The sequence below is a fragment of the Streptomyces sp. NBC_01390 genome (assembly GCF_045040105.1).
In the GTDB taxonomy this organism is placed as follows: domain Bacteria; phylum Actinomycetota; class Actinomycetes; order Streptomycetales; family Streptomycetaceae; genus Streptomyces.
In genome coordinates this window covers 10,221,531-10,244,571 of record NZ_CP109551.1, presented here as the reverse complement: position 1 = coordinate 10,244,571, position 23,041 = coordinate 10,221,531, and the positions used below count along the sequence as shown (strand labels likewise).

Genomic DNA, 23,041 nt, shown 5'->3' with positions numbered 1-23,041 from the left:
ATCCGGATCGAAGCACGGGCCCCGGCACGGTGTCCACGCCTCGTCCGAGGGGCGGCAGGGGCGTATATGATCCGGCGATGCTTCGGATCGGACTCATCGGTTTCGGGCGCATGGGTGCTCCCATCTGCGCCAATCTCGTTAAAGCCGGCCATCCTGTAGCCGTGTTCGACGCGGATCCCGACCGCGAGAGTGCGGTGATCGAGTGCGGCGCGACGTGGCGGCCCTCGCCCTTCGAGGTCGCGGCGAATGCCGAAGCGTTCATCACCGTGCTGCCGGGTTCCGCCGAGGTCGACGCGGTGATGAGCGACGCGGTGCTCGACGCCCTCGAGCCGGGTGCCACCTGGATCGACATGAGCAGCAACACGCCCACCGCCGCGGCGGTGATCCGCGAACATGCGCACGCTCGCGGCGTCGATGTCCTGGAAGCCCCGATGGGCGGCGGCCCCGACGACGCCGACGCCGGCACACTGCGGCTGTTCGTCGGTGGCGACAGCGAACTGCTCGCGCGGCATCGGCCACTGCTGGAAGTCATCGCGGACCCGAACAAGATCGTCCACACGGGCGGCCCCGGCACGGGCTACACGCTCAAGCTCCTGGTCAACCTCTTGTGGTTCGGCCAGGCCGTGGCCACAGCCGAAGCACTTCTGCTCGGACACCGCGCCGGCATCGCCCTCGACGTACTGCACGACACCCTTGCGGGCAGCGCCGCGAGCAGCGAATTCATCCGCCGGGACCTGCCCGGGCTGTTGGCCGGCGACTATCTCGCCTCGTTCGGACTCGATCACATCCACGACCAACTCGCAATCGTCACCTCGCTCGCGCGCGACCTCCACACCCCGCACGACGTCGCCGACGCCGTCCGCCGAATCCATCAGCTCGCTCTGGAGCGCTTCGGACCGGTTGACGGCGAACTCCTGGCCGTCGCGCTCCTGGAAGAACAAGCCGGGCTCCGACTGCGCCGGTGATGCCGAGTTCATTCTCATTTGCTGAGAACGCTGTTACATCTGTCGAAAGTTCTCCCGGCCGCTCTTGCTCATCGGGACAGTGACGGTCTTACTGAACCTCAGCACCGACGGAAGTCCGTGGTGAATTGAGGTGAGACGGTATGGAGCAGCATTCAGCGCTCGGCAGAGGCATGGACGTGCTGACCGCGGTCGGTGAGCTCGCCCCCACTACCGTCGAGGCTCTCGCGGCGAAGGTCGGCCTGCCGACCAGCACCACTTATCGCTACGTGAGAATGCTGCGCGAGCTCGGGTTCATCGAACAGTACGAGGGCTACTACGACGTCGGTGTGCGGATGCTCGGCCTGGTGTGGGACATACGCGCACAGGACGCGCTGGCCCGGCTGGCGTCACGGCTGCTGTTCGAGCTCGTGGGGAGGACCTCGGAGACCGCGAGTCTCGTCGTACGCGAGGGCCACTTCGCCCGCACCGCGATATCGGTCGAACCGCACAGGCCCGTTCGCCTGTCCTTCCGGACCGGTACGACCCTTCCCCTGCATTCGGGTGCGCCCGCCAAGATGCTGCTCGCGTGTATGCCTGACGCCTTTCGGCTCGACTACTTGGCCAAAACCGCGATCGAGACGCTCGGCGAGCAACTGATCGCCATCCGGGAAGCCGGGGTGTGCATCACGCAAGGAGAAGTGGACGCGAATGCCGTCGGTGTCGCCGCGCCCGTGTTCCGACACGAGGAACTGGTCGCCGCGATCAGTGTCGCCGGCCCTGCGGACCGCCTGCGCGGCAAACGGTTGCTTGAAACCGAACAGCTGGTCAGGACTGCCGCTCGCCAGGTCGAAGGATTACTGGACGGCACGATCGACACCCATGAGGCATCTCTCGGCGCCTAGACGCCCTGTTTCGTTCGAGCCGCACCTGTTCAAGGAATGGAACCGTGAGCACTCCAGCTTCTTTGTTCGACGTCGTCCTGACCGGTCTGCTGCCTGGTGAGGACGGCGTCTGGTCCAGGCGGGAGATCGGGGTCCGCGACGGCGTCATCGCCGCGATCGGCGCACCCGGATCGCTCCTCGGCTCGCGCGCGCTCGATGCGGGTGACGCCATGCTGCTGCCGGGCATGGTCGACGCGCACGTGCACAGTCTGAGCCACTCGGGAGAGGGAATCGCGGCTTCGACTCGTGCGGCTGCCGCCGGAGGTGTCACCACGATCGTCGAGATGCCCTTCGACGCGACGGGCCCGATCAACTCCGCGGACCGGCTCGCCCGCAAGAAGGACCTGGTCGCCGACGAGGCACACGTCGATGTCGCGCTCCTCGGGACGGTCGCGCCCGAGGGTGGCTGGCGCTCGGTCGACGCGCTGCGCGAGCACGGCGTGGTCGGGCTCAAGGTCTCGATGTTCCTCACCGATCCGAACAGGTTCCCGCGCATACCCGATCCGGAACTGGTCAACGTGTTCTCCGCCGCTCAGGCGAACGGCCTTCCGGTCTGCGTGCACGCCGAGAACGACGAGATCGTCCGCACGCTGATCGGCCGGTTCCGGCCCGAGGGGGCCGATCCGCTGGCCCACTGCCGCAGCCGGCCGCCGGTCGCTGAGACCACGGCGATCCTCACCGCGCTCGAGTTGGCGGCGCACACCGGTGTGAAACTGCACGTCTGCCATACGAGCCTGCCGCGCTCGGTCGATCTGGTCCGCGTGTTCGCCGAGCTCGGGGCGGACGCGAGCCTGGAGACCTGCCCGCACTACATGCTGCTCGACGAGCAGCACATGGCGCGCCGCGGCACTCGGCTCAAGATCAACCCTCCGCTGCGGTCACCCGCCGACCGGGAGGGGCTGTGGGATCGCCTGCGGCTCGGCGTCATCGATGTCATCAGCTCCGATCACGCGCCCTGGCCGGTCGAGTGGAAGACCCGGCCGAACGTGTTCGACAACCACTCCGGCGCCCCCGGGGTAGAGACCGTCTATCCGCTGGTCCTGGGCGAGGCCCACAAGCGCGGCCCGGGGGTCTTCGACGCGGCGGTGCGAGCGATGCGCCGAAGCGGCGTACTTCGGGAAGACCTTCGGCCGACCGGTTGAGCCGCCGCCGTTCTGGTTCGCGGGGGTTGTCGAGCCGAACACACCGACCTGTGGGCGACCGCCGACGAGACGCGTGAGCAGATCGTCGACGACTACCGCCGGGTGTGCGCTCACTCGGACGGAGACTGCTTGCCCGACGTCGGCGTGCTGCGGGCCGAGCCGGATGTGTTCGGCCCGCCGGCCCCGCCCGACCCCGCCGGCAGCCTCGAACTCGCCCGCAGCCGCTGCTGTTTCCGCGCCCACATCCCCGAACGCCACGACCTCGCCCACCTCTCCGCGCGCATCCACGACGGGCGCCAAGTCGCCGTCGGCACCGTGGAGATCACCGGCGCAGCCGAGCACGTCCTCGAAGACGGCACCGCACGCGGCCCGTTGGTCGCCCGCGATCCGCGGCCGCGCCCGGGCAATCTCCCTCGGCTTCGGAGACGAACGCCTGTGAACAATCGGGGGAAATTGGCCAACCTTGACGGTAAACCGTTTGGATCTTGGCTGAGCGGACAGCGTATGCACACCCCGCACTGCACACCAGTACGAGAATTCACCACTTCTCACAGGAGGGGAATCCGTCCATGCCAGAGACCAGGCCCGCCCGCATGGCCGTACCCATACCGAAGGAACGCTCGCGGGGCTGCCCCTTCGATCCCCCGGCGGCCCTGCGCGACCTTCGGGAGGAGGACCCCGTCTGTCCCGTCACCCTGGCGGACGGCAGCAGCGGCTGGCTCCTCACCCGGCACGAGGACGTGCACGACGTCCTCGGCGACTACCAGCGGTTCAGCTCCCGCGGCGAACTCCGCAACTCCGCCCTCGACGGCCAGGTCACCGCCGCCCGGCAGGCAAAACCCGGTGAGATCAACGGAGTTGACCCACCGGAGCACACCCGGCTGCGCCGCAAGCTCGGCGGCAAGTTCACCACCAGCCGCATGACCCAGCTCACCGACAGCATCACGGACATCGTCGACGACGTCCTGAATGTCATGGAGCAACTGACCGGCCCGGTCGATCTGGTGCAGGTCTTCGCGCTGCCCGTCCCGTCCCTCGTCATCTGCGAGTTGATGGGCGTCGACTACGCGGAACGCGAGGTCTTCCAGGAGAAGACCACGAACATGCTGGCCCTGTCCGCCACCCCCGAGCAGTACATGGCGGCCCTCGACGACATCTACTCGTACGTCAACGACCTCGTCGTCCGCAAACGCGCCCGCCCCACGGACGACATCCTCAGCAACCTCGCCGCCGACGAGGAACTGACGGAGGAGGAGGTCTCCCGGATGGGCCTGGCGCTGCTCGCGGCCGGGCACGAAACAACGGCCCACATGCTCGCCCTCGGCACCTTCGCCCTGCTCCAGAACCCGGACCAACTCGCCGCCCTGCGCGCCGATCCCGCCCTGATCACCGGTGCGGTCGAGGAACTCCTGCGCTACCTCACCATCGCCCAGTACGGCGCCGAACGCTCGGCGACCGAGGACGTCGAGGTGGGCGGCCGGCTCATCAAGAGGGGCGACGTGGTCGTGCCCGCCCTGATGGCCGCCAACCGCGACCCGCGCCGCTTCGACCAACCTGACGCCCTCGACATCACCCGCCGCACGGCCGGGCACATGGCGTTCGGCTTCGGCATCCACCAGTGCGTGGGCCAGCAACTCGCCCGCGTCGAGCTGAAGATCGCCTACCAGGCACTCATCCGACGCTTCCCGAACCTGCGGCTCGCCGTACCGCCGGAGCAAGTACCCCTGCGCACCGACTCCGTCACGTACGGGCTGGTGGCACTCCCGGTCATCTGGGACTGAGTTGACGATGTCCGTTGCGGTTCGGCGGCTCCCTGGACGCGGCGATATCGGCGGCACCGGCGCCGTGGCGCAAGCCGCGGGCCGTGCATGATCCGGGCGAGATCCTGCTGGATACGGCCTCGGCCGTCACACTCGGCCGAGACTGCCTGTCCGACGTCGGCATGTTGCGGTCCGAGATCGAGGCTAAAAGGACACCCTTACGACCGGAAGGTCAAAAGGGGAGGCGCCCCGCAACGAAAGGCGCACAGCGCACACACATTCCATGCATATTTCCGGACACTGGCACGGAAACGGGAAGAGAAAGGAACCGAAAAGAGATCGCAAAGAGAATGCTGCGACGCCCCACCCGCAGCGCCCAACCGACCAGCACGCGGCAGTAGCCGCCGGCATCACCGCAGACCAGACACTTTGGCGCGTGACATATCGGACTGTTTCCGTCTTTCAGTAGATCCACGCTCCAGAAAATCGTGACAACCAGCATGCGCGAGTGTTCTCGGGGCGCCCCTCTACCGGACCACGCACCGGGCATTTCAGACTTCGGCGACCGCTACACGATGGCCGAACCACCGTCTCCTTTCGGCCAGAAGCCGTCTCCCGGGCCGTGAAATCGCATGCTTGCGTGACGCGCCGTTCCGTGATGCGATTTATGGACGGTCGGCTCCGGCATACGCGGCAGGCAAATCCTGCGCCCCCACCCCCCACCCTCACCCCCGACTGATCCCCATTTCCTTCACGACATCGTTGTCGGCATTTTCCGAGCTTTGCCGTATCGATCCCTCTGCTTGCCCCCAATTCAGGGAGGTCTCGTCGTGGTCGCGGTAATTCACCAGCTTGCCCTGAACGAAAACCATTCATCGCTGCTGCCCGGAGTGGCCGAGGCCGTCCGTGAGGTCGGCGAACGCGCCAACCTCACCCTCGACCCCCTCGCCACCGGCCTCACCCAGGAACTGGCCGGCCGGCTCGGTGTACCGGCCGACCGTGTGGTGGCCGGCGCGGGATCGGGCGCGCTGCTCCAGCAGTTCCTGAGTGCCCACACCGGGCCGGGCACCGAAGTGGTGCACGCCTGGCCCTCGTTCGAGATGTATCCCCTGCTCGTGCGCAACGCCCATGCCGAATCGATCGCGGTGCCGCTGCGCGGGCACGGCCACGATCTGGCGGCCATGGCCGACGCCGTGACGCCACGCACCCGTGTCGTCCTGCTGTGCAATCCGAACAACCCGACCGGTGAGGTGCTCGACCACGGTCAACTGACCGATTTCCTGGCCGCGTTACCGTCCGACGTCCTCGTCCTGGTCGACGAGGCCTACCGCGAGTTCGCCGAGCCCGGTGCACTCGCCGACGCCCTGGCGCTGGCAGCGGACGACGAACGCGTCGCCGTGGTACGCACCTTCTCCAAGTCGCACGGCCTGCTCGGGCTGCGCGTCGGCCATCTGGTCGCCGCCGCGTCCGTCACCGCCCCGCTGCGCAGCACGAGCCCGTTCTTCCGGGTGAGCACGCCCGCACAGGCCGCGGCGCACGCCGCCCTGGCGGCCGAGGAGCGGATGCGGGAGCAGTGCGCGGAGGTCGCCCGGGAGCGCGACCGGGTCCGGGCCGGGCTGCTCGACCTCGGCTGGGACGTGCCGCCCAGCGGCGGCAACTTCCTCTGGGTGCCGCTCGGCGACCGCAACCAGGCGTTCGTGAGCCACTTGGCGGCCCACGGCGTCGCGGTCCGGGAGATCGCGGGCGCCGGCGTGCGGGTGAGCACCGGTTCCCCGGAGGCCAACGACGCGGTCCTCACGCTCGCCAAGGAGTTCGCCGCCCGGAAAACGTCCGACACCGCCGCGAAGGGGCCCGTCATATGACCGCCAAGGCGGTGGCTCCCCGCACGCCCGCCCAAACCCTGTCCCCGACGGCCGACGCGCTGCGCCGTGAGCTCGACAGCCGCAGGCCGGCCGACGGCGACCGGATGCAGGAGATCGCCCGCTACGCACTGCTCGCCCCGGGGAAACTGCTGCGGCCGGTGCTCCTCGTCGCCGCTGCGGAGGCGACCGGCGGCTCGCGCGACCAGGTGGTGCCGGCCGCCCTGGCCGTGGAGTACCTGCATGTCGCCTCCCTCGTCCACGACGACGTCATCGACGGCGACGACCTGCGCCGCGGCCAGGACTCCGTGCACGCCCGCTACGGCGTCCCGGACGCGATAGCCATCGGTGACGCCCTGCTCTTCCAGGTCTTCTCGGCCGTGTCCGAATGCGCCGCGCTGGGCGTGCCGGACGCCGCCGTCCTCGCCGCGGTCGGGGTGCTGGCCCAGGCCGGCGAGGAGCTGTGCCGGGGCCAGCTGCAGGAGGCGCTGCTGACCGCCGCCGGGCCGCGGGGCTGCGGTCTGGACGCCTACCGGGAGATGGCCTCGCTGAAGACCGGTGCCCTGCTGCGCGGCGCCTGCCGGGCCGGTGCGCTGCTCAGCGGGGGCACGCCGGAGGAGACCGAGGCGGTCACGGCGTTCGGGGGGCACATTGGACTCGCCTTCCAGATGTACGACGACCTGCTGCCCTATCTCGCGGACGAGACGGTCACCGGCAAACCCGGCATGAGCGACGCCGTCAACCTGCGGCCGACCTTCCCGGTGCTGCTCGCCTACCGCACCGGCACCGCGGCCGACCGGCGCCGCCTGGAACGGGTCCTGCGCGGCGGCCTGAGCCCGGAGGCCACCTTCGCCGCGCTGCGCGAGGTGATCACCGCGACCGGCAGCCTGGAGCTCGCCCAGGACCAGGCCCGAGGTGAGGCCGCGGAGGCCAGGGCCCGGCTGGACGCGCTGCCGCCGACCGAGGCCGCCGACGTGCTCGCGGCGGTCGCGGACCTCACCGTACGCCGGGACCGCTAGCCGTGCCCGGCCTGCGGGAGTACACCCGCACGAGCATCGTCGCCCATGTGCAGACCTGGCGCCCGTACACCACCTGCTACCCCGCACTGCTCGGCCTCGCCGGTGCCGCCTGGGCCGGGGGCGCGGGGCCCGGGGAGCTGCTGACAGCCGTCGTGGCGCCCGCGTTGGGCTGGCTGTCGGGGCACTATCTGGGCGACTGGATGGACCGGGACCTCGACGCGATCGGCAAACCGCAGCGGCCGATCCCGTCGGGGCGGCTGTCGCCCGGTGCCGCCCTTTGGAGCGGGATCGGGTGCGCGGTGGTGAGCGCCGTCCTGGCCGTGGGCGCCAACTGGCGGATCCTGCCGCTGTTCCTGCTCGCGATGGCCGGGATCGTGAGCTACAGCCGCGTGTTCAAGAAGCGCGGCCTGTCCGGGAACGTGGCCCGGGGCGTCCTGACCGCCCTGGCCGTCGTCATCGGCGCCATGGTCGCTCAGCCGTTTCCGCCGTGGTCGCTGCTGCCGGTCGCCGCCGGGTTCCTGCTGCACGACACCTCGTCCAACCTCGTCGGCACGGTGCGGGACGTGGACGGCGACCGGGCCGGCGGATACCGGTCGGTGCCGGTGCGGCGCGGGGTACGGCACGCGGTCCGGCTGGCTCTCGCCCTCTACGTCTGCGGCCTCACCCTCCTCGCGTCGGCCGCCGCGGGCACGCCCGCGGACCCGGCGGGGTACCTCGCGTTCCTCGCCTTGGCCGCGGTGATCGGCGCCGCCGCCTTCGTCCCCCTGCTCCGGTCGGGCACGCGGATCGGGCAACGCGCCGCGCTGCGCGGCCACGAGGTGCTGGTCGCCGAGCGGCTGGTGCTGGCTGCGGGCGTCGTCGCCGGCGCGCTCGGTCCGGCCACCGCGGCCCTCGCCGTCGTACCCGTCCTGCTGTTCTCGCTCGTCACCCAGAAGCTCATGCGCGCGGGCCACGAGTTCCCGCCCGCCCTCGTACGAAAGGAGCCTGTGACATGAGTACACCCCTGCTCATGGACGAGGTCTCGGAGGCGATCGACGCGGCCGCCGAAGCCCTGTTCGCCGCGCAGCGGCCGGACGGCGTGTTCATCTACGGGATCGGGTCGTCGGCCACCACGCTCAGCACCGTCGGCGCTGTCAGCGCGTTGCACTTCGCCGACCCCGAGGGCTCCGCGGACCTCGTACGGCGGGGCGTCGACTGGCTCGTCGCCGCGCAGGCCGAAGACGGCGGCTGGAGCATGGTGCCGGGCCAGGAGTCCGAGGCCGGCCCGACGGCGGTCGCCACCGCCGTACTCCAGCTCGTCGCCGCCGACGCGGCGGCCGGCCAGGTCAAAGCGGGCCAGGACTGGATGCACCACTACGGCGGCCTGGACGCCATCCCGCACCTCGAAGTCGTCGCGTGGTGCCGCCAGTTCTACGGGTACGTCGGCTGGATCGACCCGCGCGACATGCGCCGCTTCCCGCTGGAACTGGCGCTGCTGCCCGGACTGTACCGGCGGCTGTTCGACCTGCGGGCCCCGATGGTCTCCGCCCTCGCCCTCGCCCAGACCCGGCACAAGCCGTTGACCAACTTCCAGCGCAGACTGGCGCGTTGGGCCGAGCCGAACGCCCTCTCCGTGATCCGGCAGGTCTACGAGCACGAGGGCAGCACCGGCGGCTGGTGCGAGGACGCCTGGGTGACCGGGCTGATCGTCGCGGGGCTGGCCCGCGCCGGGCTCGGCCGGGACATGGTCGAGGCAGCGGTGCGCTGGTTCCGGGAGCAGATCAACCCGGACGGTTCCTGGAGCTCCGGTCCCCTGGACCTGACGTGGACCATGTACGCGGCCCGCGGTCTGCTCGCCGCGGGCTACGCCGACGACGAGCGGCTGCGGCCCGTCAAGGCGCTCTTCCTGCGGCTTCAGCAGCACGAGCCGTTCACCGCGTTCGGCTGCCCGCCCGGCTTCTGGGGCTGGTCGGGCACGCACGGCTGGCCGGCCACCCTGGAGACCGGTGAGATCGTCTCCGTACTGTCCCGGCTGCCCGGCGACGACCAGGCCGACGCGATCCGCGACGGGGCCGGCTGGCTCACCCGCCAGCAGGACAGCCGCGGCTCGTGGGGACTGTGCGTGCGCAACACCAAGGTCGCCAACAGCGGCCCGTGCCCGCACATGACCGCGCAGGCCCTCGACGGACTCCTCGACTCCGGAGTGCCCGCCGACGACCGCCGGATCCGCAGGGCACTCGGCTGGCTGGCCAAAGCCCAGCAGCCGGACGGCAGTTACCAGTCGGTGTGGTACCGCATGCACACCGCGGGGACCTCCGCCGTCCTACAGACCCTGGTCCGGGCGGGCGCCGGGAACTCCCCCGCGGCCGTACGCGCCCGGCAGTGGCTGGAGCGGACACAGCGCGACGACGGCTCCTGGGGCACCGGCCTTCCCACGGATCCGGGCACGGTCGAGGAGACCGCGTGGGCCGTGCGGGGACTGCTGGCCGCCGGGGCGGACCCGGCGGCACTCCTGCCCGGCGTACGTTGGCTGCTGGCCGCCCGGTTGCCCGACGGCGGCTGGCCTGCGGCTCCGGTCAACGAGTACGTGCGGTACGTGTCGCGCTACCCGATGCCGCCCCTCGCCCAGGGCCTCGCACTGCGCGCCCTGTCGCACTACCGCCAGGCGGTGGCCCGATGAGCGGCACCGACGTCGTGGTCTGCGGCGCGGGGGTCGGGGGCCTGGCGACCGCCTGTGCGCTGGGCGGGCTCGGCCTGCGGGTGCTGCTCGTGGACAAGCAGCCCGAGATCCGTCCGGTGGCCAAGGGCGAGGTCTTCCAACCGGGTTCGCTGCCCATGCTGCGTGCGTGGGGTGTGGCCGGGCACCTCGAGAAGGCGGGCGCGCTGCGGCTCGACCGGCTGGTCGCCCGGGATCCGGACGGCACCGCACGGATGACGCTGGACTACGGGCTGCTGCCCACCGGCAGCGGCAACTGGCTGCTGGCGCACGACTATCCGGCCATCCTGCGCGCCTTCACCGACGCCCTGCCGCCGTCGGCCGAGCTGCGGCGGGGCACGGTGGTCGACGACCTGCTCGGCGCCGCCGACGGCCGGGTCACAGGTGTACGGCTGCGCGACGGCGAGGAGGTGAAGGCGGCACTGGTGGTCGCGGCGGACGGGATCTCCTCACGACTGCGCCGGGCGGCCGGGCTCGATGTGGAGCGGGTGGAGTACCCGCACCGCCTGGTCGCCATGGAACTGACCGACGCCCCCGAGGTAGACCCCGACTTCTCCGCGTACGTCACCCCGCGCGGCCTGCGGCTGCGGTACGCGCTGCCCGGCGGCCGAGTCCGTCTGTACGCGCAGGTGGCGCCCGACGAGTTGCGCGGGGCGGACGAGAGCCGGCTGGCGAGCTGGGTGGCCGGTCTGGTCCGGGACACCCCGGCGCTCGCCCCGCTTCAGGAGGCGCTGCGCGCTGCCGTGCCCCGGCGCCAGACGCTGCCGGTGGCACGTGCGCTCGCGCCACAACTCACCGTCCCGGGGCTGGCGTTGGTCGGCGACAGCGGGCACGTCGTCCACCCGATGGCCGCGCAGGGCATGAACAGCGCGGTCGCCGACGCCCACTGCCTGGCAGAACTGGTCGGCCGGTGCGGTGAGTTGACGGCCACGGCGGTGGACCACGCACTCCTCGGCTACGGACGGCGGCGCCACGCCGATCTGACGCTGGTCGGCCGGACCAGTCACAACGCGGCACGGATGGTGACCGACCTGTCGTGGGCGGGACGGCTGCTGGGGCAGCGTGCGCTGCGGCACACCGGCGCCAACGCCCGGATCCGCTACACCGTCATGCACAACATGGCGGGGCTGGGCGCGCATCCGCTCACCCCGTTGGACCGGCTCCACCAGATCGGGCTGCTGCCGGACCCGAGGGCCCGGCAGCAGCCGGCCTGGGCGTAGCCCGTGTCAGGCGGCGCCCCGCCCGGGGGCAGGCTGTGCGCATTCGACGAGCAGCAGGCCGCCGGGCAGGTGGCGGGTCGACAGGACGGCGAGGTCGGCGGCCGCGGCCAGGGCGTGGAAGTCCCCGGCGGTGCGCTCCCGGCCGCCGAGCAGGGTCAGGGACTGGAGGTCGAACGAGGAGTTGTTCTTGGCGTGTTCCGCACCGGCGAGCACTTCCACGATCAGCACCTTCCCGTCGGCACCGGCGGCCTCGGCGCAGCGTGCCAGGATCCGGGTCGCGTCCTGGTCGCTCCAGTCGGTGAGGACCCGGGAGACCATCAGGACGTCGTAGCCGGTGGGCAGCGGGTCGAGGAAGCTGCCGCCGACGAACTCCGCACGCTCGGCCAGCCCGGCCTCGGCGAGCGCCTGGTTCGCTTCGGGCGCCACCTCGGGCAGGTCGAGCACCGCGCCCCGCAGGTGCGGGTGCTTGTGCAGGACCTCGCTCAGCAACGCGCCGATGCCGCCGCCGACGTCGATGACCCTGCGCACGGGCTCCCAGTCGTACTCGGCGGCGACGGCGGGGCCGGTCTGCCAGGCGTGCCCGGCCATGATGGCGCCGAAGAACAGGCGCAGCCGCTCGTCGCGCTGGTAGTCCTCCCAGAACGGCACGCCGTGCGCCGTGTGATAGGCGGACTCGCCGGTGCGGATCGAGTGCAGCATGCCGGTGTAGGCGAGGTCCATCTTGGTGCCGGGGCCGTCGATGTCGAGCCAGGCCAGCTGCCACTGGTTGTCCTCGGCGAGCAACTCCCGGGTCAGTGTGGTGGGTTCGTACCGGTCCGGCTCGGGCTGCTCGAACAGCCCGATGGCGACCAGGTGGTTGAGCAGCCGGGCCAGCGAGCTCTCGTGGACGTCCGCGGCGCGGGCCAGCCCCGCCAGGTCCCTCGTCCCTGCCTCGACCAGTTGGGGCAGCCTCAGGCTTACGGCAGTGCGGATGGCGAACGGGGTCGCCAGGTCGACGAGCCGGGAGATTTCAGCGCGAGGATCCATGACCGTGAGATTCCTTCCGATTCCTACAGGAGAGCGCCGCCAAAAACGGCGCGAACACAAAATCATCCTGCCCGCGGAAAACAATTCCAGTCAATAATTCCACCGACGTCGCGACCAATTTTTCAAAAGGCCGCGAAGTTAATTCATCCTGCCTGGAATTCCAGATGCAGAAAAAGCGAAGAGAAGAGAATGGTGATGCCGTGATGGCGAACTCCGGAAGTCGATTCCAGGTCCGTCCGGTGTCGGGGGCGCTGGGCGCCGAGGTGTTCGGGGTGCCGTTCGGCAGGCTCACCGACGCCGACCTCGCCACCGTACGGGAGCTGCTCCTCGAACATCTGGTGCTGTTCTTCCCGGACGCGGCGGAGCTGGAACCGGAGGCGCACAAGGAGTTCGGCCGGGGGTTCGGGAAGCTGGAGGTGCATCCGTTCCTGGCGAAGCTTCCCGGGCACGACGAGCTCGTGGTGCTGGACTCGGAACAGGGGGCCAAGGCAGACGTGTGGCACACCGACGTCACGTTCTCGGACTCGCCGCCCGTCGCGTCCGTCCTGCAGATCGTCCAGTGCCCGCCTGCCGGCGGCGACACCATGTGGAGCAATCAGTACCTGGCCTACGAGGCGGTGTCCGCACCGCTGAGGGATCTGCTCGACGGGCTCACCGCCGTGCACGTCTTCGAGCATCCCGGCACCTCGTACCGGGCGGAGGCCGAGCACCCGGTGGTCCGCACCCACCCCGAGACAGGCCGCCGCTCCCTGTACGTCAACCGACTCTTCACCCGTCGGATCCCCCAACTCGCTCCGGTCGAGAGCGAGTTGATACTCCGCCACCTTTTCGAACTGTCGGAGAGCCCGCAACGGGTGTGCCGCTTCCGCTGGCAGCCGGGCGCGATCGCCATGTGGGACAACCGCGCCACCCAGCACTACGCGGTCAACGACTACGTCGGCCGCCGAGTGGGCCGCCGGGTCACCATCCTCGGCGACAAGCCGGAGGGCGAGGCGCCGCGGTGGGGAGCGTGGACAGCCGAGACCGCCGGCAACGGTGTCCGGGACACGATGGCGCGCGCCTGAGATCAACGCCGCTACACCTCCGGGTCGGCCCTGGACTGCACACCTGTCAGCACCGCGCACCTGACTCCGTTTGGAGGACGACGCCGTCATGAGGTGCGCACCGGCGTGACCGAATGCCTTACCCGGCCCAGAACCTCGGCGCAGGCCGGCGCACGGACGCGTCACGTGCCGCCGGGACCCGGTCCCGGATGCCGTTCCACCAGCGCGGGCGTCGCCATCTTCCGGCCCGGGGTCACCTCGCCGGGACTCGGCGGCGGTTCCGCTGCCGCCGTCGCCGCAGCGGCGGGCACCGCGGAGACGACGACGGCGGGCACCGCTCTCCCGCGAGGGCTCGCAGCCAGGAAGACATAACGCGTCGTGCCCAGATGTTCAGGACTACGGTCACGCGCTGCTCTCAGTGGAGGCCTCATCGGCCCGGGTCCAGAAAGGCGTCGCAGTCCCGCACTCGAACAGTCCGGTGCGGGCGGTCCCCGCTACGGAAGCTGTTGCCAAGGAATTCGGCAGGCCAGGCCGATCTCATCGAACCGGTGGATCACGTTCCGGACGGTGTCCTCGTCGGCCTGCATCAGCTGGGCGATCACCGGCACCCGGTTCCCGCCGGCCGAGGCCAGCAGCATCACCGCCCGCCGAAAGCGCACCGTGCTGGTCGGCCGGTCCGGGCGGCAAACGCCGTGCAGCTCCGCACGTGGAGGAGAAGCACGCCGATCCGGAATGGAAGCTTTCTTTCTTGCGGGCCCATCCGACGCGGGGATTCCGCACATCGACGCTACGGCTCAGTCTCCGCCGAGGGACAGCTCAAGGATCGCCACGCACTCCATGTGACGCGTCATCGCCAAAAGATCAACACAAGGCCGACGTATCACGGAAGCTACGCGCCAATCACCTTCACTCGAACCGTCACCCCTCTACGCCCCACGGACGGCAACGGCCGGTACTCCAACGCCCGCTCCTGTTCCTCCCGACGCACGGGCCCGTCGATGACTCGAAGCGCCTGACTCCGCTCAGCCACCGACAACGCGACAAGAGCATCCGTCACACGCCGCAGCTCGTCCACGCTCAGACCTCGCCCACCAGATCAAGGTCCTCACGAACCGTCTTCACAGCGATCTCAGGTACAGGCCACGCGTGATCGGGCACGTACCCCACACCCCGCCACCACGCCTCGACAGGAAGCACCCCAGCAGGCTCGAACGGCTGACCCGGAACAGGAAGAGCAACCGCCTGCCCCACCCCATCAGCAGCAGCCTTCGTCCACTCACCAGGCTCAGCCCACGGATGGCCCGACAGGTTGAAAGTCCCCCAATGGATCGGCAGCAGCACCCCACCCACATCGCCCTGCTGCAGATCAAGATGCGACTGAACCCCCTGAACAGGGCTCATGTGGATGTCCGGCCACGCACCCGGCAGCGGCGAAGACTCCGTGTGGTTCTTGGGCCAGAAGTCGCTGTAGGCCCCGATCTGGATCATCGTGGCGTCGAACGGGCCGTGGTCGGCGCCGATGTCCCGGAAGCCCTCGAAGTACCCGGTGTCGCCGCTGTGGTAGACGCGGTGCTCCTCACCGGCGACGACCCAGGAGGCCCACAGGGTGTGCTGCGTGTTGCGCAGGCCACGGCCGCAGAAGTGGCGGGCCGGCGTGGCGGTCAGGGTCAGGCCGCCGACCTTCGTCGCCTCGTGCCAGTCCAGCTCGCGCAGCCGGTCGGCCGAGACTCCCCAGCGCTCCAGATGGGCGCCGACTCCGAGCGGCACCGCGAACAGGGTGTCCGTGCCGGCCAGCGCCTTGATCGTGGGCATGTCCAGGTGGTCGTAGTGGTCGTGCGAGATGACGACGACGTCGACCGGGCCGAGCTCGGCCAGCGGCACGGGCACCGGGTGCAGCCGCTTGGGACCGGCGAAGGCGAACGGCGAACAGCGCTCGCCCCAGACGGGGTCGAAGAGCACCCGGTGTCCGTCGATCTCGGTGAGCACGCTGGAGTGGCCCATCCAGGTCAGCCGGAGACCGCTCACCGGAGGCTTGGCGAGGTCGGCGAGCGTCGTGGCGTGCACCGGCACCGTGCCGGCCGGGGCGCGGCGGACCCGGTCCTCCTTGCGCAGGGAGGACTTGGCGAACTCGAGCATGGCGCCGTCGGGCCGGGGGGTGCCCGGCGGATTCTGGAAGACACCGTCCGCGAAGTGCGGCGATCTGCGGATCCGGGCGAGGCGCTCCCCACTCGCGTCCGCACCGAAGGCCTCGGGCCGCAGTGCGCGCAGCCTGGAGCTCGGAGAGGGGAATCCGGTCACGGTACCTCCAGGAAAAAGTCGGTCAGGCATTCCATTATGGTCGCTCCCCACGACACTCCGGCGTCGGGCGTGTGTCGGCCGGGTCCTCGCGAACCACGACCGACGTCCTCAACGGCGGGTCGAGGCCGACGAAGGGCGGAACGCGGCCAGAGGGACACACCTGGTAGCCGGGGCCGACGGGCCGCAGTACACCCCGTCGGGCGGCATAGGCGGCCGACGACGCACGGCGGCTCGGGCAGCAACTGAACGGTGAGTCAGTATATTGCCCTCATGGCAACCCCTCGGAGCGCTCCGCTCCTCTCCCTCACCTGGACGGATCACCTCACCGGCCGCCAGGGCTTCCTCGTCGTGGACAGACTGGTGCGGGGCGTGTCGAGCGGCGGGCTGCGGATGCGCGAGGGCTGCACCCTCGACGAGGTCGCCGGGCTGGCCCGCGGCATGACCATGAAGGAAGCCCTGCACTACGCCCCCGAGGGCCGGTACATCCCCCTCGGCGGCGCCAAGGGCGGCGTCGACTGCGATCCCCGGGACCCGGGGGCGTACGACCTGCTGGTGCGGTACCTGCGCGCGATGCGGCCGTACGTCGAGAGTGTCTGGACCACGGGCGAGGACCTGGGCCTCACCCAGGACCTCGTCGACCGGGCGGCGACCGAGGCGGGGCTCGTGTCGTCGATCCAGGCGGTCTATCCGCTGCTGGACGACGAGACCGTGGCCCGGGAGCGGCTCGCGGAGGCGTTCGGGGTCGAGGTGGACGGCATCGGGCTGGACGAGCTGGTCGGCGGCTGCGGGGTCGCCGAGTCGGTGCTAGCGGCGCTCGACCGGGCCCAGGTGCCGTACGCCGGGACACGGGTCGCCGTACAGGGGCTCGGCACGATGGGCGGGGCCACGGCACGCTTCCTCACGCGCGCGGGACTGTCGGTGGTGGCCGTCGCCGACGTCAAGGGGACGATCGCCAACCCGGCGGGCCTCGACGTCGAAGCGCTGCTCGCCGCCCGGGACGCGTACGGCACCGTGGACCGCGCGGTGCTGCGGCCCGACGACCGCGAACTGCCGGGCGAGGCCTGGCTGTCGATGGAGGCGGAGGTGCTGGTGCCGGCTGCAGTCTCGTACGCCGTAGACAGCGGGAACCAGGAGGGGATCACCGCGCGTTGGATCGTCGAGGCCGCCAACATGCCCGTGCTGCCGGAGGCCGAGGAGCTGCTCGCGGCGCGCGGCATCGTCGTACTGCCGGACGTGGTCGTCAACTCCGGGACGAACGCCTGGTGGTGGTGGACGCTGTTCGGGGACATCGGCGCGGATCCCGAGGAGGCGTTCGCGCACACCCGGCGCGCGATGCGCACCCTGATCGACCAGATGCTCGCGCGAGCGGAGGCCGACGGGACGACACCGCGGGCGGCGGCGCACGCGATCGTCGAGGACCGGCTGCCGGTGATCGCGGAGAGGTTCGGGTGGTACCGGTGACGGTGGTTCCGGTGATGGTGCCCGGCTCCGGGTGCCTTCGCCGACAACCGGCCGTATTGGCGGGGATTCACGGACATTGAGGGGGCTGGCCCGACATCGTGTCCGGTGACGGATTAGTGTGGCCGCGTGGCAAGGGTGCGGTTGAGCGTGGCCGAGCGGCGCGAGGACTTGTTGCGGGCCGCCATCGAGCAGATCGAGGCGCGCGGTGTGGCGGCGGTCAGGATCGCCGACGTGGCCGCCGTCCTCGGGGTGAGCAACGCGCTGGTGCTGTACCACTTCTCGACGAAGGAGAAGCTGGTCGCTGCCGCCTTCCGGTACGCCGCGGAGGCCGATCTCACCCACCTGGGCAAACTCCTCGGCCGCCGTTCCCCGGCGCTGCGCCGTCTGCGGTCCGCCGTGCGCTGGTACGCGCCGACCGGTCAGGCCAAGGGCTGGCGGCTGTGGATCGAGGGCTGGGCGGTGTCCCTGCGCGACCCGGCGCTGCGGGAGGTCGCCGGCGACCTGGACCGGCGCTGGAAGGCCGCGATCACCGAGGTCATCGCGGAGGGGGTGGCCGCGGGCGAGTTCGAGTGCCCCGACCCCGCCGGCACGGCACTGCGGCTCACGGCGCTGCTGGACGGGCTGGCCGTCCAGCTGACGGCGTACGACGGGGTGTCACGGACGCGCGCCGAGCAGTGGGTGGACGCTGCGCTGGCCGGGGAACTGGGCCTTGAGCGGGCGGCGTTGACCGGCCCCAGGTGAGTGACCTGGTCGTCGACCTGGGGCTGCGCCCCTGGACCCCCGCTTCGGCCATCGGCCTTCGGCTTGAACGGCCTCGTCCTCAAACGCCGGACGGGCTGTGGATGCCCGCCCGGCGCCGAGAAGTGTCGAAGCCCCGCGATCGACTCACGCGAACGACTCGCTCACGCGACCCAGTCGATACGGCTCTTGATGTCGTCGGGCGACAGATGCCCCTTGGCCGTCACGGTGTCCCCCGACGACTCTCCCCTCAGCCGCCGCCCGATCCACGGGACCAGGTACTCGCGGGCCCACTGGACGTCGTCGCGGCGGATCTCCAAGGTGCCCCGGGGAGGCAGCAACGGCCAGGGCTGGTCCGGGTCGGCCGGGATTTCGAGGCCGAGCACCTGCCCCGCGCGCAGCGCCACGCGCGTGTGGCCCTCCGCCGACAGATGGAGCCGGTCGCCGTCCCAGGCCCTGCGGTCCTGGATGGTCTTCAGGGACCACAGGTCGAGGACCGGACAGTTGTACCGGTCGGCGATGGCCCGGAGGTGGCCGTTGTACGTGGCGATCTTGCCGCGCATGTGCTTCAGGACAGGGACGTTGCGGGTGTCGAACCCGGTCGTCACCATCACGGTGCCGACCTCCGAGGTGAGGCCGATCACCGCCCGCTCGAATCGCTCGGCGACCTCGTCCGGGTCGCTGCCGGGCCGGATGATGTCATTGCCACCCGCGCAGAAGGAGACCAGGTCCGGCGCCTGCTCCCTGGCGACGGGGAGCTGTTCGGCCACGATCTGGTCGAGCAGCCTCCCGCGTACCGCGAGGTTCGTGTAGTCGAAGTCGCCCTCGGGGCGCCGGTCGGCGAGCAGAACCGCGAAGCGGTCCGCCCAGCCGACGAACGCCCCGTCGGGGCCGGGGTCGCCGACGCCCTCGGTGAAGCTGTCCCCCACCGCCACGTACGACCCGATCACTGCTCTGCTGTCATTCTTCGAATCGTCTGCCACATCGGCCCATGATTCACCTTCCGATGTGAGCTACGCGACCGTAGGAAGGGGTTGACGTGTGGTGAGATAAGCCACGTGTCAAGTGTTGGTCAACCCGGAATAACGGGGAGACGCAGCTCACGGACGCTGAAGTCGGTGATCCTGAAGTGGCGTAACGGCGCAGCCGGGTCGCGGTGTTGGCGTTGGCGCCGCAGCCGACGTAGTACGTCGGAGACCGCCGAAGACCGGACCCGGGATCGGGGCCGGCCTTCGGTGGATGTACGTGGATGCACTGGGTGGACATCCTTGACGGACGTCCGTGCACGAGGTGCGCGTCAGCCGACGGCGACACCCTTCGAGCGGAGGTAGCCGACCGGGTCGATGTCGGATCCGTAGTCCGGAGTGGTGCGGATCTCGAAGTGCAGGTGCGGTCCGGTCACGTTGCCCGTGGCGCCGGAGAGACCGATCTGCTGCCCCTCGCTCACGGTCTGGCCGGCCGAGACGGAGAGCTGGGAGAGGTGGCCGTACTGGGCGTAGTAGCCGTCGGCGAGCTTGATGACGACCTGGTTGCCGTACGCGCCGCCCCAGCCGGCGGAGACGACGGTGCCGGCGCCGACCGCCTTGAGGGAGGTGCCGGTCGGGACGACGAAGTCGACGCCCGTGTGGTAGCCGCTGGACCACATGCTGCCCGCCACGTGGTAACCGGTGCCGATGGTGGCGCCGGTCACGGGAAGGGTGAAGCCGCTGGAACTGCTGGAGCTACTGGTGTCGGCGGCCTCGGTCGTCGTGGAGGTGTCGGCCGTCGCGCTCTCGGCGGCAGGCTTGGACTCCGTCTTCCGCGTGGACTTCGAGGAGGACGAGGACTCCACGGCGGACGACGAGGTCGACGCGGCCTTCTTGCCGATCGTCAGCTTCAGACCGGGGTGGATCAGGCTCGGGTCGGCGCCGATGGCGGTCCGGTTGTCCGAGTAGAGCTTCTGCCAGCCACCGCTGACGCTCTCCTCATGGGCGATCTTCGAGAGGTAGTCGCCGGACCGGACCGCGTAGGTCCTGACGCCCGACTTCTTCGCTGCGGCAGCCTTTTCGGTCTTTGCCGTGTGCACGGAAACGGAATCGGCCGTTACGGACTTGGCTGATTCCGAAAGCGACTGAACAGCCTGAGTCGTGGACTCCGCCGTGGCCGCATGGGCGCCGGTGGCTCCCAGCAACGGCAGGGCGAGAGCCGCTCCGCCGGTTCCGGCGACGGCTATCGAGCGAGTGAATCGCTGGGACTTCGGACGGCGGTGCTTACCCTTCGCGGGCATGACGAATTCCTCTCCGTCGCCTGCGAGGTGAGCTGTCGGGTGCGGACTGGAGATGTCCGGCCACGCCTGAACGTGACTTAACCCCAAGCCTGTTCCAGAGACCGGAACAGGCGTTCTACCTGTGGGTCCCCCGCTCCTGCCGTACTCGGGTGTTCGATGGGGGCTCCGGGCGGCGGCAGGATTGGGCGTCCGTCCGGATTGGTGGCGAACGTAAGCGACCAAGACGCACGGAAACAAGCTTCAGGTTCCCTGTGTACGGGTTTCCTGTGATCCTCCCCGGAATTCCCGGTCACTGTCCGTGAATTCCGGATCTTTCAGCCCCTTGAACTTCCTTTAATCACGCCGAAATTACGTGAACATGACGGCGACACACCGTCACGAATATGACCCTGCTCACGCGCCCGATTCACAGCAACCCCCATTTCCCGGCGAGTTGTAATTAAGGCGCCATAACGGACAGAAGTGTCAGATGCGACGCAGTCGGAAAACTGCCGCATCGAGGTCACCCTTCAGCCCGGTTCGCAGGCCGCGATGCAACAGCACGGCCCCTCTGTGGATTTCGCCCGTTTCGCGGCATTCATACGTCGCCGACGGGTCGAGCCCGCGCAGCCGCAGCGCCGGAAGCGGCTCACCGTGGTGCTGCGCCTGGAGCCAGGCGAGGACGACGGTCTCGTCCCCGAGCACGTACTGCACCGCGCTCAGTCCACCGGTCGGCCGCCGCAGCCGGTAGAGGTCGCCGCGCTGTACGACGGGCCGGATCTCCTTGTAGAGCCCCACCCACTCCCCGGCCTCGGTCAGCTCCTCCTCCGTCCACCGGGCGAGGTCGCCGCCGACGCCGAGCACCCCGGCCATCGCACTCACGAACCGGAAGCGCAACGAGCTGACCCGGCCGTTGAGCTGGGTGTTCGGGCTGTCCGTGACCCAGGCGGCCATGACCCGCGCCGGATGGATCTGGCTGAAGCCCTCCTGGATGGCGAGGCGGTCCAGCGGGTCGGTGTTGTCGGAGGTCCACACCTGGTCCGTACGGGCGAGGACCCCCAGGTCGATCCGGCCGCCGCCACCGGAGCAGGACTCGAAGGCCACCGTGGGGTGGGCCGCCCGCAACCGGTCCAGCAGGGCGTACAGCCCGTGCACGTGGTCGACCCACAGCCGCTGGGGGTAGTCCTCGCCGGGCCAGCCGGCGTCGGTGAAGCAACGGTTGAAGTCCCACTTCACATAGTCGATCGGGGCACTGGAGAGCAGCCCGTCGAGCTGCTCCCAGAGGTACTCGCGGACATCCTCACGGGCGAGGTTCAGGACGAGTTGATTGCGAAACTCCGTCCGCTTCCGTCCCTGCTGAAACTGCACCCAGTCGGGGTGCGCGCGGTACAGGTCACTGTCGGGGTTGACCATCTCCGGCTCGACCCAGATGCCGAACCGCATACCCAGGGCCTGCACGTACTCGGCGAGCGGTTTGACACCCGCCGGGAAGCGGTCCGGGTTCGGCGTCCAGTCACCGAGACCGGCCCGGTCGCTGGTCCGGGCCCCGAACCAGCCGTCGTCCACGACGAACAGCTCGACACCGATCGCGGCGGCCCGCCGGGCCAGCGTCCCCTGCTGCTCCTCGGAGATGTCGAACTCCGTGGCCTCCCAGGAGTTGTAGAGCACGGGCCGGTCCCGGTCCGCGTCGGGGACGACGAACGCGCGCTGGTACGTGTGCCACGCCCGGCTCGCCCCGCCGTGCCCCGAGTCGGTCCACAGCCCCGCGAAGACGGGCGTGGTGAAGGACTCGCCCGCCGCCAGGCGCAGCAGGCCGGAGTCGTCGTATCCGGCGCCGCCGGTGATCTGCACACGCGCGTCGGGCAGCTGGGCGACGGCGATCCGCCAGGAGCCGGACCAGCCGAGCGCGCACGCGTACACCTCGCCCTGCTCCTCGGTCGCGTCGGTGTCGAGCGCCACCCAGGGCAGGTGATGGTGCCCGGTGTGGCCGCGCCGGCTGCCGATGACCTTCTCACCGTAGGTGAGGTCCGTCCGCACGAGACGGGACTCGGCGGCCCAGCGTCCATGGAGCTGGGAGAGGCGCCAGCCGTCGCGCTCGGGAAGCGTCCAGGTGGCGGAGTCCGCACGGAGCAGCTCCAGCGGGCCGGCTCCCTCGGGCGCGTCATGGGCGAGGGTCACCCAGCGCTCCACCACGTCGTGGCGCATCCGGTAGTGGAGCGTGATCGCCAGCCCCGCGTCACGGAACCGAAGCCGCAGTTCGTCCCCGTCGTCGCCGCCCTCGGTCTCGTACGCCTCGAAGCGCCACTCGGTGCCCCGGCGCTCGTCGCTCCGGACGGACAGCGCGGGCCGTACGAAGCGGGGGCCGCCCTCGACCGGGTACTCCTCATGGCCGTCCAGCGGGGCCTCGAAGGGCCAGTAGTCCGGCAGCGGACGGACGGCGAGCGCCTCGGCGTCCGCGAGGGCGATCCTCGGGCCCCAGTGCAGATGGAGCAGTTCGTCGTCCTCGGTGAGATGGACGGCGTAGCTGCTCGTGGGCCCCGAGAGGAGCCACGTACGACCGGTTCCGGCAATTTCCAGCATCATGTCCCCACAGATCCGAACAGGCACGCTCAAGCATCAACATCATCAGCGCCACGGCGGCCGACGGCAA

General features: G+C 70.2%; 19 protein-coding genes, 2 pseudogenes and 1 riboswitch. Of the genes and pseudogenes, 13 read left to right on the top strand and 8 right to left on the bottom strand.

Going from position 1 to position 23,041, the window contains the following annotated elements:
• Positions 1 to 77: 77 nt before the first annotated feature.
• From OG241_RS45820 to OG241_RS45775, 10 genes and pseudogenes are all read left to right on the top strand, one after another.
• Complete coding sequence (locus OG241_RS45820) at positions 78 to 965, top strand: NAD(P)-dependent oxidoreductase (protein WP_405824524.1); 888 nt, start codon at positions 78 to 80, stop codon at positions 963 to 965.
• Positions 966 to 1,105: 140 nt separating this feature from the next.
• Complete coding sequence (locus OG241_RS45815) at positions 1,106 to 1,846, top strand: IclR family transcriptional regulator (protein ID WP_405824522.1); 741 nt, start codon at positions 1,106 to 1,108, stop codon at positions 1,844 to 1,846.
• Between the two features lie 44 nt (positions 1,847 to 1,890).
• Positions 1,891 to 3,027 (top strand): dihydroorotase, encoded by a 1,137-nt coding sequence (locus OG241_RS45810; protein WP_405824520.1) that lies wholly within the window; start codon positions 1,891 to 1,893, stop codon positions 3,025 to 3,027.
• 569 nt (positions 3,028 to 3,596) lie between these two features.
• The gene (locus tag OG241_RS45805) at positions 3,597 to 4,808 is read left to right on the top strand and encodes a cytochrome P450 (protein WP_405824518.1); all 1,212 of its coding nucleotides are present in this window, start codon (positions 3,597 to 3,599) and stop codon (positions 4,806 to 4,808) included.
• 32 nt (positions 4,809 to 4,840) lie between these two features.
• A pseudogene (locus tag OG241_RS45800) lies at positions 4,841 to 4,984 on the top strand (IS1380 family transposase); the annotation flags it as partial.
• Between the two features lie 633 nt (positions 4,985 to 5,617).
• On the top strand, positions 5,618 to 6,649 hold the full coding sequence (locus tag OG241_RS45795) for an aminotransferase class I/II-fold pyridoxal phosphate-dependent enzyme (protein ID WP_405824516.1): 1,032 nt from the start codon (positions 5,618 to 5,620) through the stop codon (positions 6,647 to 6,649).
• Entirely contained in the window at positions 6,646 to 7,665 is a 1,020-nt protein-coding gene (locus OG241_RS45790) for a polyprenyl synthetase family protein (RefSeq protein ID WP_405824514.1), read from the top strand. The genes OG241_RS45795 and OG241_RS45790 overlap by 4 nt, the downstream gene beginning before the upstream one ends.
• Before the next feature lie 2 nt (positions 7,666 to 7,667).
• Positions 7,668 to 8,660 carry a UbiA family prenyltransferase gene (locus OG241_RS45785; protein WP_405824512.1) on the top strand — a complete coding sequence of 331 codons (993 nt, stop codon included), beginning with the start codon at positions 7,668 to 7,670 and terminating at the stop codon, positions 8,658 to 8,660.
• Positions 8,657 to 10,324 (top strand): prenyltransferase/squalene oxidase repeat-containing protein, encoded by a 1,668-nt coding sequence (locus OG241_RS45780; protein ID WP_405824510.1) that lies wholly within the window; start codon positions 8,657 to 8,659, stop codon positions 10,322 to 10,324. The genes OG241_RS45785 and OG241_RS45780 overlap by 4 nt, the downstream gene beginning before the upstream one ends.
• Entirely contained in the window at positions 10,321 to 11,580 is a 1,260-nt protein-coding gene (locus OG241_RS45775; RefSeq protein WP_405824508.1) for an FAD-dependent oxidoreductase, read from the top strand. The genes OG241_RS45780 and OG241_RS45775 overlap by 4 nt, the downstream gene beginning before the upstream one ends.
• A gap of 6 nt (positions 11,581 to 11,586) precedes the next feature.
• Here the strand turns inward: OG241_RS45775 and OG241_RS45770 are convergent, their stop codons facing one another.
• Positions 11,587 to 12,606 (bottom strand): methyltransferase, encoded by a 1,020-nt coding sequence (locus OG241_RS45770; protein WP_405824506.1) that lies wholly within the window; start codon positions 12,604 to 12,606, stop codon positions 11,587 to 11,589.
• Between the two features lie 203 nt (positions 12,607 to 12,809).
• On the opposite strand from OG241_RS45770, the gene OG241_RS45765 reads away from it, so the two are divergent.
• On the top strand, positions 12,810 to 13,670 hold the full coding sequence (locus tag OG241_RS45765; protein WP_405824504.1) for a TauD/TfdA dioxygenase family protein: 861 nt from the start codon (positions 12,810 to 12,812) through the stop codon (positions 13,668 to 13,670).
• Positions 13,671 to 13,831: 161 nt separating this feature from the next.
• Here OG241_RS45765 and OG241_RS45760 read toward each other — a convergent pair whose 3' ends face one another.
• The 3 genes and pseudogenes from OG241_RS45760 to OG241_RS45750 form a co-directional block, all read right to left on the bottom strand.
• The gene (locus OG241_RS45760) at positions 13,832 to 13,984 is read right to left on the bottom strand and encodes a hypothetical protein (protein WP_405824502.1); all 153 of its coding nucleotides are present in this window, start codon (positions 13,982 to 13,984) and stop codon (positions 13,832 to 13,834) included.
• 177 nt (positions 13,985 to 14,161) lie between these two features.
• Positions 14,162 to 14,317 (bottom strand): annotated as a pseudogene (locus tag OG241_RS45755) (helix-turn-helix domain-containing protein); the annotation flags it as partial.
• A gap of 409 nt (positions 14,318 to 14,726) precedes the next feature.
• Positions 14,727 to 15,947 carry an MBL fold metallo-hydrolase gene (locus tag OG241_RS45750; protein ID WP_405824500.1) on the bottom strand — a complete coding sequence of 407 codons (1,221 nt, stop codon included), beginning with the start codon at positions 15,945 to 15,947 and terminating at the stop codon, positions 14,727 to 14,729.
• A 270-nt stretch (positions 15,948 to 16,217) separates the two neighbouring features.
• Here OG241_RS45750 and OG241_RS45745 point away from each other — a divergent pair, with 270 nt between their 5' ends.
• Both OG241_RS45745 and OG241_RS45740 read left to right on the top strand, forming a co-directional pair.
• Entirely contained in the window at positions 16,218 to 17,408 is a 1,191-nt protein-coding gene (locus OG241_RS45745; RefSeq protein ID WP_405824498.1) for a Glu/Leu/Phe/Val dehydrogenase dimerization domain-containing protein, read from the top strand.
• A gap of 126 nt (positions 17,409 to 17,534) precedes the next feature.
• Positions 17,535 to 18,149 carry a TetR/AcrR family transcriptional regulator gene (locus tag OG241_RS45740; protein ID WP_405824496.1) on the top strand — a complete coding sequence of 205 codons (615 nt, stop codon included), beginning with the start codon at positions 17,535 to 17,537 and terminating at the stop codon, positions 18,147 to 18,149.
• Between the two features lie 161 nt (positions 18,150 to 18,310).
• Here the strand turns inward: OG241_RS45740 and OG241_RS45735 are convergent, their stop codons facing one another.
• From OG241_RS45735 to OG241_RS45720, 4 genes are all read right to left on the bottom strand, one after another.
• Positions 18,311 to 19,096 carry an SGNH/GDSL hydrolase family protein gene (locus OG241_RS45735; RefSeq protein WP_405826799.1) on the bottom strand — a complete coding sequence of 262 codons (786 nt, stop codon included), beginning with the start codon at positions 19,094 to 19,096 and terminating at the stop codon, positions 18,311 to 18,313.
• A gap of 46 nt (positions 19,097 to 19,142) precedes the next feature.
• Complete coding sequence (locus OG241_RS45730) at positions 19,143 to 19,412, bottom strand: DUF6250 domain-containing protein (protein WP_405824494.1); 270 nt, start codon at positions 19,410 to 19,412, stop codon at positions 19,143 to 19,145.
• 31 nt (positions 19,413 to 19,443) lie between these two features.
• Entirely contained in the window at positions 19,444 to 20,412 is a 969-nt protein-coding gene (locus OG241_RS45725) for a peptidoglycan DD-metalloendopeptidase family protein (RefSeq protein WP_405824492.1), read from the bottom strand.
• 4 nt (positions 20,413 to 20,416) lie between these two features.
• A riboswitch (cyclic di-AMP (ydaO/yuaA leader) is annotated at positions 20,417 to 20,574 on the bottom strand.
• A gap of 303 nt (positions 20,575 to 20,877) precedes the next feature.
• Positions 20,878 to 22,971 (bottom strand): alpha-galactosidase, encoded by a 2,094-nt coding sequence (locus OG241_RS45720; protein ID WP_405826798.1) that lies wholly within the window; start codon positions 22,969 to 22,971, stop codon positions 20,878 to 20,880.
• Between the last annotated feature and the right edge of the window lie 70 nt (positions 22,972 to 23,041).